Raw genomic sequence first — 14,966 nt, forward strand, 5'->3', positions numbered from 1 at the left:
CATCCCAAGCTCGGCGCCCCGTTTCGCGATGTGCTCGGCAAGGGCGCCGCGCTCATTCCCTCGTCGAAGAAACGTGGCGGTCTCGGCGTGCCGCTCGACATTCCGCTCGGCCACAAGGATGCGGCGCGGGTGCGCAGCCATTTCGACGGCATGGAGGTTCGCGTCCCTGACGCGCCGCGCGCCGATGAGATCGTCGTCGCCATCGCGGTGACCGATTCCGGCAGGCCGCACCCACGCGTTGGCGGGCTGACCAAGGACAAGATCGTCGGCAAGGACGGTGTCAGCTGAATCTCAGCACGCCCGTCAAACGGTGACGACCTCCGGCACCCGCATTGCCGGCGGGGTGTTGCGGCTTCGGCGGGTCTGCACCACGCCGTCGATGACGACCATTCCGATTCCCGGAAGGTTGCCCTGCGCCACGCTGTCGAGCAGCCCGTCTCCAGCGCCGCCGATCGCCTGGTCGATGAAGATCAGGTCGGCGGCGCGACCGACTTCGATCATGCCGCGATCATGCAATCCGCGTACGCGCGCCGTGTTGCCGCTGGCAAAGCAGAACGCCACTTCCGGCGCGACACCGCCCAGCGAAGCCAGCATGGTGAGGATCCGCAGGATGCCGAGCGGCTGCACGCCGGATCCGGCCGGGCTGTCGGTGCCGACGATGATGCGCGAAAGTTCGCCGCGCTGCCTGGCGAGATCGAGCACGAACAGTCCGGTGCGCAGATTGCCGTTGTGGACGATTTCGAGTGCGCGCGAGCCCTTCTCGCAGATTTGCCGGATTTCCGCTTCGGGCAGTGCCGTCGGGCCGCCATTGACATGGGCGACAATGTCGGCGTCGACCTCCAGCACGACATCCGCGCCGATGCGGCCGGAGCCGGGCAGGGACGGGCCGCCAGTGTGGGTCATCGAGGTCATGCCATATTCGCGCGCCCAGGCCACCATCTGCCGGCCGGTCGGCCCGTCCTTGACGCCACCGAGGCCGACCTCGCCGACAAGCGTCACGCCGGCTTCGGCGAGGTAGCGGAAATCCTCCTCGACCAGGCCGGGCTCCAGGATCGGCGCACCGGCCAGTATCTTCATTCCACTCGGGCGGAAGTTGGAGAAGGTCCGCTGGGCCGCGATGGCAAGCGCTTTCAATCCGACCAGATCGCGCGGACGGCCCGGCGTGTGGACCTCTCCCGCCGAGATGATGGTGGTGACCCCGCCATGCACGGTCGAATCCATCCAGCCGATCTGGTTCTGCCGCGGCGTCCAGTCGCCGGCCACCGGATGGACGTGGTTGTCGATGAGGCCCGGAGCGACCGCGCTGCCCATTGCATCGATCACGGTGACGGCGGCACTGGTATCAAGGGCGCCGGCCTTGCCGATGGCGCTGATCTTGCCGTCGACCGCGACAATCGTGTCGGCGTCGAGGGTCGGCCGACCGAGATCGCCAGAGAGCACAAGGCCGATGTTGCGCACGACAAGCGTGTTGGGTTTTGGGTCGAGCGACATCGGCACCTCGTCTGTCATTTCCAGGAATTTTGGGACGCGAGTTATTTCCCGCTATCGCCATTCGATGGATCGTCGTCGTTGATGCGGTTGAGCAGGCGAAGCAGCGTCGCCTGTTCCGCGGGCGAAAGCGGCGACAGAAATCGCCGCCCAACTTCGACGCTGCGTTCGAGCCTGTCGAGCGTGTATCTGGTTCCCTTGTCGGTCAGCGCGATCATCGACAGGCGCTGATCGGTATCGGAAGCGCTGCGGGTGATCAGCCCGTTCTTGAGAAGTTTGCGAACGACGATGCTGATGGTCGACGGGTCCATCGCGGTCAGCCGTCCCAAATGGTTCTGCGAGACCTCGCCCTGCTTGAGAATGGTAGCGAGGGCGGCGAATTGCGTTGGTGAAAGATCCTCGCCGGCCATGACTTGCTGGAAGCGCAGCGTCGCGCGCTGGTGTGCCCGGCGGATCACGTGCGCCGGATGGCGGTCCAGTTCGTAGCCGGTCTTGGCGTATCGCTGCAGAACCTGTTCGCGGCTCAGCGGCTTGGCACTGTCGCCCGGCCCTTTGGGTGCGGACCCGCTTTCGGATTGCGATTCGGTGTCAGTCGTCACGCCGGGACTCCTCTTGTCGCTATCTCGGATACCGCAGGCTCGAAAAAGCTCAAGCCGCGACTTCAGCCGGTTGAAGCGACGTTCCGTCGCGAAGGGCCGCAACGACGCTCGCCGAATCGCTGACCACGCCGAAATGCGTCGCTATGTCGTAGAGCGAGCTCTCCTGCTCGCGCGGTCCCGTCGCCGCACAGCAATCGCTTGGCACCACCACTTCATAGCCCTGGAAAAAGGCGTCATGGACGGTCGAGCGCACGCAGATGTTGGTGACCACGCCGAAGATGACCAATTGATCGACCTGCATATCCCTAAGCGTCAGGTCGAGATCGGTCTGAAAAAACGCCGAGTAGCGCCGCTTGATCACATGGATTTCATCGTCGCGCGCGCCGAGATCCTCGATGATCTCCGGTCCCCAGCTGCCCTCGAGGCAATGTGGCGTGCGCTTCACCCATTCGCGCTCGCGGCGCATGCCTGCCCGGTGGGTATCGTGCACCCAGATCACCGGCACACCACCGGCACGCGCCGCTTCGATGATGGCCAATTGCGGCGCAACCAGCGTCTCGTATCCCGGCAGCACCATGGCCCCGCCGGGCTTGCAGAATTCGTTGACCATGTCGATGACGATAATTGCTGCGCGTTGCGGATCGAGGCGCATCGCGTCATCGTGCCGATGTGAGGAAAAACTGTCCACTGGCATGGCGAGCTCCTTTGGTCGATCGTTGATACTCATACAAAAAACCGTCGCGGATGCCAAGTCAATCCCGTTCGGGGCAAAGCCTCGTCGCCGGGTGTGCGCAGGCCGCGCCGGCAAAGACCTGGGCCGTTCTTCGATGCGGAATGGCATTGACAAGGTTCGGCAATCGGGTGTTCGATTTGTATGACCATCAATGATATTCAATTGGCTGAAATCGCGGCGTCGAGGGCTGAGACATGAAAACGATCGTCACCGGATCCAGCGGTCTGCTTGGCCGCCATGTGGCCGCGGCGCTGGTTGCGGCCGGTCATGATGTGCTGGGCATTGATACAGTAGCGCCGGGTGACGTGGCATGGCGGTATGCGACCGCGGACCTGATGGACCTGGGATCGACGCTGCAGCTGGTGCGCGATTGCGACACCGTGGTTCATGTCGCGGCCATCCCGCGTCCCAACGGACGGGCCGGCGGCGAGGTGTTCAAGACCAATGTCGCGACGGCCTACAATGTCGTCGAGGCGGCGGCCATGGCTGGCGCCAGGCGCTTCATCTATGCCTCGTCCTTCAGCGTTTTTGGCTATCCTTTCTTCGAGAAGCCGGTGCGTCCGCCCTATCTGCCGGTCGATATGAACCACCCGGTCGGCGCGCAGGATCCGTACGGCCTGTCGAAATGGCTCGGCGAGGAAATCGTCGACGCTGCGGTGCGCCGCGGCGCTTTTTCGGCTGTCAGCATCCGCATGCCGTGGATCCAGACCCCGGCCAGCTTTTTCTCCGGCGTCGGCCCGCGCCGCGCCACTGCCGACAGCGCCCGTGACCTGTGGAGCTATCTCGACGCGCGCGACGCGGGGCAGGGCTTCCTGCAGGCGCTTGAATGGCAAGGCGACGGTCACCTCCGCGTCCTGCTGAGCGCGGCCGACACTTTCATGGAAGAGGAGACCGAGCCGCTCGTGCGCCGTGTCTACCCGGATGCCGTATTGTTGCGGCCGATCGCCGGCTACGGCGCCGTGCTCGATACGAGCCATGCGCGCGAAACGATCGGCTTCGAGGCAAGCCATTCGTGGCGTTCCTACCCCAAGGTGTATTGATATTCAGGTGATGCCGGCCTGCAAACGGCGATTTTCTGCGCTTCCGGTGCTCACGGACCCAAATGTCCGCTCCGCTCCGGTTCTCGAAAACCACCATTTTCGGCTCGTCCTGACCTGAATCTCAACACACCTAGCCGGAGACTGGAAGATGAAGCGATTCGACGAAAAAAGCGTCCTTGTCACCGGTGGCGCCGGCGCGATCGGCAGTGCGGCGGTAAGGCGTTTCCTCGACGAGGGTGCAAAGGTCGCGATTGTCGACCGCAACGGCAATGCAGCGCAGCAACTGGCTCAGGCTCTCGGCAAGCGCGCAATCGCCATCGAAGCCGACGTCACTGACGAGGCGGATGTGCGGCGCGCCGTTGCAACCACGGTCGAGACGTTCGGCGGGCTCGATGTTGTGTTCAACAATGCCGGGATTTCCGGCGTCGTCGCTCCGGTTCACGAACTGCCCGTCGAGGACTGGGACACCATCATCCGCATCAATCTGCGTGGCATGTTTCTCGTCCTTCAGGAGTCGATGCGGGTGATGATCAAGGCCGGCGATGGCGGTTCGATCGTCAATATGGGTTCGTCCATGGCCGGCTGGGACGTGCTCGCGGGCGGTGCCGGCTATGTCGCCTCCAAGCATGGCGTCGTCGGGTTGACGCGGGTCGCGGCCATCGACGCCGCGCCCTACGGCATTCGGGTCAACGCCATCTGCCCCGGCGTGATCGAGACGACGCTCGGTGTGCCCGCAGATGGTGGCAGCGATTTCGAAAGCAGCGTCCAGCATTTCGCCGACCGGATCCCGCTGCGCCGCATCGGCCAGCCCGACGACGTCGCGGCCGCCGTGGCCTTCCTGGCTTCCGACGAGGCCAGGCACGTCACCGGCGCGGATTGGCTGATCGACGGCGGCCAGACCTTGCAGAGTTGGGCCAACGCGCCGGCCGGCGGCGTATTTCCGAAATTTCGGTAGGTCACCTTCATAGACTGGATGCCTCGGTTCCGTTCGGCGGCGGCCGCCGGCAAATGTACGGGTAGTTTGGCGCGCCAGCGGCCGTGCTGGCGCCGAAACGATCAATGCCATAACAATCCAACCGCACCACTCGATGCGGGCGGATCACGGAGGACCGGATGGCGACGGGACGTTGTCTCTGTGGTGGCGTGCACTACGAGATCGCTGGCGAGGTTGCTCAGCCGATCGCCTGCCACTGCTCACAATGCGCGCGCACGAGCGGCAACTTCGCCGCCATGGCTGCCTGCAACTCGGCGGACCCCAGGCTTTCGGCCTCTGAGACCCTGACATGGTACCAGTCGTCGGAAAGCGTCCAACGCGGCTTCTGCTCACGTTGCGGTGGCAATTTGTTCTGGAAGGCAGCGCCGGGCGTGGAAACATACGTCACGGTCGGGACCCTCGACCGGCCGACCGGCCTTCGTCTCGTCGAACATATTTATGTCGGCTCGAAATCCGACTTTTACGATCTGACCGACGGTCTGCCTCAGAAACACGAGTGGTAGGACCTGAATTGCCAATCCGCTGCACTAGAATCCGTACCGCACCAGAACCCGTAAAGGAGAAGCTCCATGACATCGGACGTGGCAATCATCGCGGGAGCAGGGCCGGGGCTGAGCGCCTCGCTTGCACGTCTTCTCGCCAAGGAGGGCTTTCGCGTGGTCCTGGCTGCCCGCGACGTCGGCAAGCTGAGCGCGCTGGTTGACGAGACGGGCGCGCTGGCGGTCGAGACGGACGTTGCCGATGTCGGGTCGGTCGAAAACCTGTTCGACGTCGCCGACAAGGCCGGTCCGCTGTCGCTTGTGGTTTTCAACGCCAGCGGCCGCGCCCGCGGACCGATCGCCGACCTCGATCCCGAAGCGGTCAGGCAGGCATTGCTGGTCGGCGCCTATGGCGGGTTCCTGGTTGGCCAGCAGGCCGCGCGCCGGTTGCTTTCCCGTGGTTCCGGCTCGATCCTGTTTACCGGCGCCACCGCCAGCATCAAAGGGTTTTCGGGCTCGGCCGGCTTTGCGATGCCAAAGTTCGGCCTGCGCGGACTGGCCCAATCCATGGCCCGCGAACTTGCGCCGAAAAACATCCATGTCGCGCATTTCATCATCGACGGAGTGATCGCGCCGAACGAGCCCGGACAGAATAGGCCCGGGCAGGCCGGCGAACCCGACCGGCAGGATCGCCGGCTGTCTTCGGACGCGATCGCCGAAACCTATCTTGCAATCCATCGGCAGCATCGCAGCGCCTGGACATCGGAGCTCGAACTCAGGCCATGGGCCGAGACTTTCTGAGCCTCGGCCGCACTGCAATTCGAGCATAGGTTGCCATGATGCCATCCTGCCATGGAGCATCGTTCGGACGTTATTTGCCTGCCGGCCACCAAACGCAGCGCTGACTTTCTTTCATTGGTGTCGAGATTGGGTCGAGCGTTGCTTTGATCGCGACGACGTGCGTGTCACCGTATAGGCCTGATCCAAGCCTGAGGCAGAAGGAGGTTGACCATGGCCAGGATTGTACCCGTGCTCGATCTCAGCCGTCTCGGACAGGGCGCGTCGGAGCGTCGGACCTTTCTGTTCGACCTGCGTACAGCGGCCCGCGATGTCGGCTTCTTCTATCTCAGCGGCCATGGGATTTCGGCCGTGGAGACCGACGAGGTGCTCGACGCCTCACGCCGGTTCTTTGCCTTGCCCGAAGCTGACAAGCTGGCCATCGAAATGGTCAAGTCACCGCAATTCCGCGGCTACACGCGCACCGGTGGCGAACTGACCAAGGGCAAGGCCGATTGGCGCGAACAGCTCGACATCGGCGTCGAGCGCCGACCCGTACCACAGGGGCCGGGCATTCCTGCTTGGACGCGGCTGCAAGGGCCGAACCAATGGCCTTCGACCCTGCCGGAACTCGAGCCGGCGCTGCTGGCATGGCAGACCAGGGCGACGGCGGTGGCGATCCGCCTGCTGAAGGCCTTCGCGCTGTCGCTCGATCAGGCCGAGGACGCTTTCGATCCGATCTATGGCGGTGAGCCCAACCATCGTATGAAAATCGTGCGCTATCCCGGACGCGACGCGACCGGTGGCGATCAGGGCGTCGGCGCGCACAAGGACGGCGGCTTCCTGACGCTCCTGCTTCAGGACGAGAGCAAGGGGCTGCAGGTCGAATACGACGAAAGCTGGGTGAATGTGGATCCGATCCCCGGAACGCTGGTGGTCAACATCGGCGAGCTCCTCGAACTGGCATCGAACGGCTATCTCAGGGCGACGGTCCATCGCGTCGTCACACCACCGGTCGGTGTCGAGCGAATTTCCGTTCCTTTCTTCTTCAGCGCCCGGCTCGATGCGACGATCCCGTTGCTCACCCTGCCTGAAGAACTGGCTGCCGAAGCGCGCGGACCGGCGAGCGATCCGGACAATCCGCTGTTTCGCGACGTCGGAACCAACGTGCTGAAAAGCCGTCTGCGCTCGCATCCTGACGTGGCGCGCCGGCACTATGCCGATCTCCTCGAAACGAGGGTGTCACCTGTCTGAAGGCGTTAAAGCGCGCGTCCCGTTTGAAGAGATTCATGCGCCGCGCTTTAGGTCGTTGTTCCCATGCGTGTCGCTATCAAAAAACGCTGCGCATTTTAGGCGACATGCACTAGGGCAAATAGAACAGAAATTTTCGTCATCCGGCGGCTTTTGGAATTTTGTTCGTCGCCAACGCGCTCAAATAAGCTCAAACAGGTAAAACCGTTCGACGGTTTCCTCCCATTCCGCTGAACGGTGTTCCCCTCTGAAGGTTGTAACCTTCTTTTGGCCGGGCCGCATTCGAGCCCGGCCATTTTTTCGTGCGATTTCGGCAAATCGGCTGTGGCCGAATCGTGAACCTGGGACTGCCGGCTTTGCCGTAAGCGATCCATATGTGCCTGCCTTTCACACTACGTCGCGTGGGAGGCAGCAGATGCACAACAACGCGCGATCGAAAAAACCGGGTGACGTCGCATGACAGCCGACGCCCTGTTGTCGCCGGCAGCGGTATCCGGCTTCGTGTTCGGCCTCGGGCTCATCTTTTCCCTCGGGCCCCAGAACCTCATGCTTATCCAGGCGGGATTGACGCGCAGCCATCCCTTTGCGGTCGCTTCCACGGGCTACGTTTCGGAGATCGCCCTGGTCACTATGGGAATCGGTGGATTTGGGACGCTGCTGACCCACAATCCCGTGATTTCCGGCATGCTGCAGGCGGCATGCGCCGGATTTCTCGCCTGGTGGGGAGCACGCACCTTGCTCGCGGTCAGCCGGACATCCCACATCGAGACTGTTGCGTCAGGCCGCAGATCCCGATTGCGTGCGATCGGCTCGATGCTTGCCGTCACCTGGCTCAATCCACTGGCCTGGTTCGAGGCGATGTTTCTCGTCGGCGTGCTCTCGTTCAGCTACGGCAGCGAGGAACAGGTAGGCTTCGCCGCCGGGTTCCTCACGGCTTCCGCGATCAAGTTCTATGGCTGGAGTCTGGCCGGGGTGGGCCTGTCGCACCGCTTCGACCGCCCGATCTACCGCAAGCGAATGGACGCGATCGCAGGTCTCGTTCTGATCCTGGCGGCCCTTCTCCTGGCTGCAAACATCCTGAAGGGAGCTTGAGTGATGGCCCCAGACCGACGACAGCCTTGGGGTTTCGCGAGACAGCACAACACATCGTCTTCAGCGCGTGAGCCGTGCGAGGTAGGGTTCGACCATGGCGCGTATTTCGGCGGCGGGCGCCGCTTCTCCGGCAGCACGCAGCGCCCGTTCGTAGCGTGCATAGTCGTCGACCGCGGCTTCGAAATCACGGCGCGACAGCCGCTCCTTGATCAGCGCCCTGCAGACGGGCCCGGCATCGGGATAGAGGTCCAACGTCCTCAGATAAATCGAGCGCGCTTCATGGGCGTTGCCGGTCGTCTCGAGCCGCTGGCCGATCCGCAATCCGAGATCGATCAGATCGCGACGCACTTTTTCAGCGACAGCGAGCGACCAGGCGCTGGCGCGCTCGTGCAGAAACAGCGGGCCGGGAAATGCGAGGAAGAGCGCCTCGGCGTCTCGGCGCAGTCCGGCCGTCTCGCCATTGGTTATCATGACGGATTTGAGCCGTGCATCCCAGTCCGCGAGGTCGACCCAGACCTTGTCCGATGCGAGGCGAAGCTTGCCTTCGCGCTGCGCGACGAGATCGGTCCGCCCCAGCAGCTTGCGCAGCCGATGCAACGCCTGCTCGCAAGCCGCCCGCGCCTGATCGCCGTCGAGGTCGGGCCACAGCCAGTCCTGAAGGGTCTCCAGCGAGCAGGTGTTGTCTTTCGAGATCGCCAGCACCCGCAAGATGTCGAGAGCCTTCGTCGGCGGCTTGGCGCCGAGAGGAAGAGGGTTTCCGTCAAGTTCGAGCCGGAAGCCTCCGAGAACATGGACCTTGAGCGGCCACGGCCAGGCCGCGGGCCGCCGCCGCGGCGCGTCCAGCCGGCGTTCCCTGATCAGCGACCGGCAAAACTTGGGCTCGATGCCGCGCTCAAGCGCATCGCCAAGCAGTTCGGCGAGCAAGTCCGGAACGTTGAGGAGCACCATCGGCCAGCTGATGTCGCGGAGCGCCATCAAGAAGATCTTCAGCCGATCGCCATAGTGCGAATCCCCGTCCCACAAGCTCTCCAGCGCGTCGGCCGCCAGGATGCATATCTCGCTCCGTCTGTGGGCACCGCCGTCCAGCCGAGGCAGCAACTCGCCAAGGAGTGTGGCGGCTTCGCGCGGCTTCCTGTCGGCGAGCAGCACCTGGAACTTCGTGATGTAGTGCGGCCAGCGCTCGACCATGGGCTCGTTGGCGGCCTCGATCGCCGCCATGAAGCGCTCGCAATCCTGGTAGGCAGCCGTGAAATCGCCTTGCCTGGCATGCAGCGCGGCATGGCAATCGGCGACGACGGCCACTTGCGTGGTGAAGCGGCTGTCGGCGATCTCGGCCAACCGCCCGACCACCTGGTGGAACTCGGCAAAATCGTTGCGGACCTTCATCTGCATCTGGAGATGGTAGAGCCCGCCGAACTCAACGCTCCTAAGCGACTCGCGCTCGCCAATGGCGATCGCCGCCCGCAACGCCGCTTCGGACGACGGATAAGGAAAATCTCTTCTTTTGTAGGGGAAGTAACGACCACTCTCCGCACCGAAGGCGACCAGCCACATGCCAAGGATCCAGGGCAGCACGTCCTTCTCGCTTAAATCGTCGATAACGCTGTCGACCGCCTTGGCAAACAGATCGGCCCGCATGGTCGACGCCGAGAGATCGATCAGCGTTTCGCTCGCAAGCAACCGCAATCCGCTCGGATCCTGCCCGGAGTTCTTGGTCAGACGCTCAAGGAGTTCGGCTTCCAGTGCTTGTCCAGCCGGGCTGTTGCGGTAGTAGTCGTCGCCGAAGTTTAGCGCCCGCATCATGCCGATGCGCACCAGCATCGCTTCTTCGGAAGGCAGTTCCGGCAGGCCGCGCTCGATCAGCTCGAATGCCCGGCGGGTCCACATGGAAAGGCCTTCGTAGGTGCGCCAACTGGCGGTCTTGACCAAGACGGCGCGCGACACGGTGAGACACAGGCCGCGCTGATCGTCGGCCTTGCCAAAGGCCTGCCATGCCTTCGCCAGCCAGCGCTCCGCTGCGACGTCGTCCGGCACGTGGGCAACGCCTAGCCAATAAAAATGCCAGCCGTTCATCAGCGCTTCCGGCAATCGGCCGCACCAGTCGATGAAAGTCGCCCGGCCGCCTTGCGCCAGCACATCCTCCGCGCGGCTCAGTATGAGTTTGCCGGCAAGCCCCCAGTCCTCGGCCTGCAAGGCAAGCGGGATGGCTTCATCCAGACGGCCTGCCTCGACGAGGATCGTCGCCGCCTTTCGTTTCAGCAATCTCTGCTCTTCCCGTGGCACGCGCTCAGCGAAACATCGGTCGAGGAAATCCCGCAACAGATCGTGCAGGTAGAAGACGTCGCGGCTGCTTTCCGTACGCGTGACGAGCAACTGTCGCTTGTAGAGCCTGTCGAGCAGCTTTCCCGCCTCACCAGATCCTATCATCTCGTCGGCCAGTTCGGCGCTGATTTCAGGCAGCAGATTGAGCTTCAGCAGCATATCCTGGTCTGCGGCGGGGAGGGAAAGAAAGAAGTGGCGGCCAAGAACATCCAACAGTGCGTTCTGCCCGCCGCTCGTGTCATCAGGTCCGACCGTCGAGCCGTGATCCGCGAGCAGAACCAGTCCGATCGCCCAGCCGCGCGCAGCTTCGACATCGACTGAGGCGTTCTTCGAACGCAGTTGGACGAGATCGCGCGCTTCCGCGGTCGAGAATTCGAGCGCCGATCTGTCGATGACGGCCATCTGGCCTCTGAGGACTAGGTCGCTCAGTTCTTCGCGTGGCAGCGTTCGCGAGGCGCAAATGCACCGAACCGTGTCCGGAAGCTCACGGAACATCACGGAAAGCACCCCACGGAACTCCGGCGTGTCGGCATCGTGCAGATCGTCGAGGACCAGAATGGTGCCGGGTTTCAGTCGCGCGAAATAGGCTCTGAAGAAGCGCCTGGCGAACTCCTTCGGCTGCTCGGCATATTCGACGCCGAACACCGGCATGTCGCCAACCGCAGGTGAGGCAAGTGACTGCGTCAGATACTGAAAAAAGCGCGCAATATCCTGATCGCCCTCGTCGACGCGGAACCACACATGCGGCGCCTCGACGCTTTCGAGATAGTCGATGACCGCGGTCGTCTTGCCGTAGCCGGCCGGCGCCGCGACCCAGCATATGGTTGATCGCGATTTCAGGTCGATCGCTTCGAGAACGCGGTTCCGCCTCAATATCCTGGCGCTGCGCGGCGCCGCCAGCTTGGCGATCCGGCCTGTGCCCAAGAGCGGGCGCCTCGCATCGGCTTCGATGGCGTCTAGAGAGGTCATGGGGGCTCCGCTCGACCAATCATCGAGCGCCGGTCGTGCCGCCGTGACCGTCCCGCCGCCCAGATTGACCTTAGGGTAGCGCAATCATGCGACAATTCGTAGTGGCTTCGCAGATGAAGCGGCAATGGCTTATTCTAGCCGTTGACTGGATGCCTGCGCGATCGCGAAATCAGGACGCGGATGAGACCGAATCGCGTGAGGCAGCGCCGACGGGCGACCGGTGAATCCCGCACTCCATCTTCGACAGTCCGCTCCAGCGGCCCGCGCGCGGATTGTCCGCGCTGCCGCACTCGACCGTGCAGGGCGCGCAGCCGATTGAGAGGTAGCCTTTCTTGAGGAGCGGATGCCGGGGAAGATGATGTCGGTCGAGATAGGCCTCGATCTGCTGTCGGGTGAAGCGGGCAAGCGGGTCGATCTTCAGGCGTCCGTCAGTCTCCTCAAGCGTCGGAACATCCGCGCGAAGCCCGCCATGATACCGCTTGCGGCCGGAAATCCAGGCTTTGAAACCAGTCAGCGCATTTTCCAGCGGCAAAACCTTGCGGATGTGGCAGCATTGATCCGGATCGCGGCGGTGCAGCGATCCAGCGCCGTCGAGCACCCGCAAGACGTCAGCCTGAGGCGTGACGACGCGCAGATCGGTGAGACCGAGCAGAGCCGTCAGCTGCGCGCGATAGGCGATCGTCTCCGCAAAGAGCTTTCCAGTGTCGAGCGTGATGACGGGAAGCGAACGGTCGATCGAGGCCGCCATATGCAGCAGCACTGCGGATTCCGCGCCGAATGAGGACACGAGCGCTATGTTTCCACAAAACAGATCGGTGACGAGCGGCGCCAGCAGGTCGGGCCCGTCGAGATGGTTCAGCTCTGCGATGACGGCTTCATACATCGCGGTTCGGCCGGTCAAAAACGGCGATGGCGTGACAAGGCCGCATCATAGCTTCGCCACGAAATCGAGGATCGCCTGGCGGTCGGTCTCGTCCAGGTCGAAGAAGCGGTCGCGCACGATCTGCGCCGTGCCGCCATGGGCGAAAACGGCATCACGCAGCGTGGTCGCGCGGCCGTCGTGCAGGTAGCGTTGGCGCAGGCGAATGCCGGCGAGCGGCGTGGTCCGCCATTCGGCGCCGACGGCGTCCCCCTGGACGATCTTGTCGTCGAGCGCCGGCCCCATATCGTGCAGCAAAAGGTCGGAATAAAGCCGGACTTCGCCGTTGACACCTTCCAGCGCCGGCACATGGCATTTGGCGCAACCGATCGAGGCGAAAAGCCGTCCGCCATGGCTGCCAAGCATCGCGCTTTGGCTCGATGAAGGTGATGCGGCCCGGAAGGTCGCCGAGAACGGGATCAGCGCACCATAGGCCAGGGCCGCCGACAGAAGCACCCCGACGAGGCCCACGCCGACAAGGCGCCAGGCGCCGCCGGCCTCTCCGAGCCGGCTGACCCGGGTGGTGATGCCGAGTGCGATCATCACCATGAGGAACAGGAACTGGTCGACATCGAGGATGGCGCGGCGCAGTTGCGGATTGAGGGTGATCTCCGAATTGAGCATCACCACGCCGATGAACGCGACGATGAACCACGGGAACGGGATCGGCGCCGCCTCTTGCGCCTTGTTGCGGCTGCGAAAGACCAGGCTGGCGGCCACCAGAAGCGGGACGAGCATCAGCACCTTGCTGAGCTTGACGAGCGTGGCGGTGTTCAGCGCGCCGTCGGAAATGGCGAAGGAAGCGCCGTAGACCTGCGCCAGCTCGAAAATGCTCGCCCCGACGAACACGCCGTAGAGGCGGTCGTCGAGATGCGGCAGCCAACCGCCCAGGAACATGACCGGATAGGCGAGCAACGCCACGGTGCCGCTCAGCGTGATCAGGGCGATGGCGATGCCGGCACTCTGGTCGCGTGCACGCACCAGCGCGGCCATGGAGAGGATCGCCGCGGCGCCGCAGACGGCGCTGCCGACCGCGACAAGCAGCGCGATCTCTGCGTCGAGCCTGAACAGCTTGCGCGCGATCGCATAGAGCAGCGTCAGCACCAGGATCAGCTCGATGGCCGCCACCGCGAGCGGCATGAACCCCAGATCCAGGAACAGCCGCGTCGTGATACGGAAGCCGACCAGCACCACGGCGAGCCGCAGCAGATAGCGCTTGGTGAAGTCGAGCCCCGGCCGCAAGGCGTCCGGACAGGCGAAGCTGCTGCCGATCATGAGTCCGAAGAGCATGGCGACCAGGACCGGGTTGCGCGACAGCGGCTCGCCCAGTCCGCCGGCGATCCAGCCGGCAGCAAGGGCGAGTGCCGCAGCAACGATGACGCCGGGCAAGACTGAGCGCGCTTTTTCCGGCGCATGGGAGAGCGTCAGCGCGAGGCTCATGGCTTTGCCTCGTCGGGCAGGCGGAGCGTTCGCAGATAGGAAGCGACGGCGTCGATCTGTGCGGAATCGTCTTCGATCGGCTGCGCGCCCGCCTCGCGGCTGACAGTCGCGCTGGTGATGCCGAGCTCGTTTGCGAAAGCGTTCGCCACCATGTCTTTGAGGGTGGCTATGTCAGCCTTCCAACCGTACCGGCCGACCCGCGACGCGCCCTGGCCATCGACGACATGATGCGCGCGGCCTTTGATGCCGTCGCCCTTGCTGACGGCCTGCGCTTCGATGACGCTGTCGGGTATCTCGTCGATCGCAGCGATACCGTAGAGAGCGAGCGGCATACGCAGCGAGATTACATTGGCCTGGCCTGGCACCGCCGCCGACACGATCCTCATGCCATCGCGCAACGCATGACGTCTGGCGACCGGACTGTTGGGATGATCGATCGGAACCGTGCGCCCAGAGCCCGGATCCATATGGGCTATCCTGCGCGCAAAGTGGCTTTCATCGATGCTCGCACCGCCGGGGCCGGGATGGCAGGCGACGCAGGACGTTGCATTGAACAATGGGCCGAGGCCCATCTGCGGCGTGAAGTCGGTCTGGAACGACTTTTTTCCGCGCGCCGCAAGATTGGCGTCGGCGGCAGCGCTCTGCGTCCCCTGCGTCGCTGCCGCCGCGCCGTGCTCGTCGAAGGCCCCAACTTCGACGAGCGCCCCTTCGTGGCCCGGAAATCCCGGAACCTCGCCGCTAATCGTTATCCAGATATGCTGCGCGTCCGCCGAGGTCGCGATCGCGCGAAGGCGATCGGGTCCGAGAGGCCCAAGGCCGGGAACCTCGATCGTCGCGCGGGCGAGAAGCCGGCCGTCCTGGCT

Annotated in this window: 14 protein-coding genes; 7 read left to right on the forward strand and 7 right to left on the reverse strand. The window is 63.9% G+C overall.

Translation table 11 applies throughout. The annotated features are described in order from the left end of the window. On the forward strand, positions 1-288 hold a 288-nt coding region (locus E5W87_RS22355), incomplete at its 5' end, for an amino acid synthesis family protein (RefSeq protein ID WP_292402343.1). 15 nt (positions 289-303) lie between these two features. Here the strand turns inward: E5W87_RS22355 and E5W87_RS22360 are convergent. Genes E5W87_RS22360 through E5W87_RS22370 form a run of 3 tightly spaced genes read right to left on the reverse strand, consistent with a single transcriptional unit; the run spans position 304 to position 2,781 of the window. Continuing rightward, complete coding sequence (locus E5W87_RS22360) at positions 304-1,491, reverse strand: amidohydrolase family protein (protein WP_292402348.1); 1,188 nt, start codon at positions 1,489-1,491, stop codon at positions 304-306. Positions 1,492-1,532: 41 nt separating this feature from the next. After that, positions 1,533-2,087, reverse strand: coding sequence for a MarR family winged helix-turn-helix transcriptional regulator (locus tag E5W87_RS22365; RefSeq protein WP_292402351.1), 555 nt, complete (start codon positions 2,085-2,087; stop codon positions 1,533-1,535). A gap of 49 nt (positions 2,088-2,136) precedes the next feature. Next, positions 2,137-2,781 carry a cysteine hydrolase family protein gene (locus tag E5W87_RS22370; RefSeq protein WP_292402354.1) on the reverse strand — a complete coding sequence of 215 codons (645 nt, stop codon included), beginning with the start codon at positions 2,779-2,781 and terminating at the stop codon, positions 2,137-2,139. A gap of 233 nt (positions 2,782-3,014) precedes the next feature. Here E5W87_RS22370 and E5W87_RS22375 point away from each other — a divergent pair, with 233 nt between their 5' ends. The 6 genes from E5W87_RS22375 to E5W87_RS22400 all read left to right on the forward strand — a co-directional run bounded on the left by E5W87_RS22375 (position 3,015) and on the right by E5W87_RS22400 (position 8,453). Beyond that, positions 3,015-3,860 (forward strand): NAD(P)-dependent oxidoreductase, encoded by an 846-nt coding sequence (locus tag E5W87_RS22375; RefSeq protein WP_292402357.1) that lies wholly within the window; start codon positions 3,015-3,017, stop codon positions 3,858-3,860. Between the two features lie 148 nt (positions 3,861-4,008). Continuing rightward, positions 4,009-4,815, forward strand: coding sequence for an SDR family NAD(P)-dependent oxidoreductase (locus E5W87_RS22380; protein WP_292402360.1), 807 nt, complete (start codon positions 4,009-4,011; stop codon positions 4,813-4,815). A gap of 158 nt (positions 4,816-4,973) precedes the next feature. Continuing rightward, positions 4,974-5,357 (forward strand): GFA family protein, encoded by a 384-nt coding sequence (locus tag E5W87_RS22385; protein WP_292402363.1) that lies wholly within the window; start codon positions 4,974-4,976, stop codon positions 5,355-5,357. Between the two features lie 66 nt (positions 5,358-5,423). After that, positions 5,424-6,134 carry an SDR family NAD(P)-dependent oxidoreductase gene (locus E5W87_RS22390; protein WP_292402365.1) on the forward strand — a complete coding sequence of 237 codons (711 nt, stop codon included), beginning with the start codon at positions 5,424-5,426 and terminating at the stop codon, positions 6,132-6,134. Positions 6,135-6,344: 210 nt separating this feature from the next. Next, entirely contained in the window at positions 6,345-7,364 is a 1,020-nt protein-coding gene (locus E5W87_RS22395) for an isopenicillin N synthase family oxygenase (RefSeq protein WP_292402369.1), read from the forward strand. A gap of 453 nt (positions 7,365-7,817) precedes the next feature. Beyond that, a complete protein-coding gene (locus E5W87_RS22400; RefSeq protein ID WP_292402371.1) occupies positions 7,818-8,453 on the forward strand; it encodes a LysE family transporter in 636 nt (211 codons plus the stop codon). A gap of 60 nt (positions 8,454-8,513) precedes the next feature. On the opposite strand, the gene E5W87_RS22405 is transcribed toward E5W87_RS22400, so the two are convergent. From E5W87_RS22405 to E5W87_RS22420, 4 genes are all read right to left on the reverse strand, one after another. Continuing rightward, on the reverse strand, positions 8,514-11,744 hold the full coding sequence (locus E5W87_RS22405) for a hypothetical protein (RefSeq protein ID WP_292402374.1): 3,231 nt from the start codon (positions 11,742-11,744) through the stop codon (positions 8,514-8,516). Positions 11,745-11,913: 169 nt separating this feature from the next. After that, entirely contained in the window at positions 11,914-12,627 is a 714-nt protein-coding gene (locus E5W87_RS22410; RefSeq protein ID WP_292402376.1) for a phosphoadenylyl-sulfate reductase, read from the reverse strand. A gap of 45 nt (positions 12,628-12,672) precedes the next feature. Continuing rightward, positions 12,673-14,103, reverse strand: a complete 1,431-nt coding sequence (locus tag E5W87_RS22415; protein ID WP_292402379.1) for a putative sulfate exporter family transporter — start codon at positions 14,101-14,103, stop codon at positions 12,673-12,675. Beyond that, positions 14,100-14,966, reverse strand: an 867-nt coding sequence (locus tag E5W87_RS22420) for a di-heme oxidoredictase family protein (protein WP_292402381.1), incomplete at its 5' end; no start/stop codon positions are given. The genes E5W87_RS22420 and E5W87_RS22415, both read right to left, overlap by 4 nt.

The organism is Mesorhizobium sp., from assembly GCF_004962925.1.
GTDB lineage: Bacteria > Pseudomonadota > Alphaproteobacteria > Rhizobiales > Rhizobiaceae > Mesorhizobium.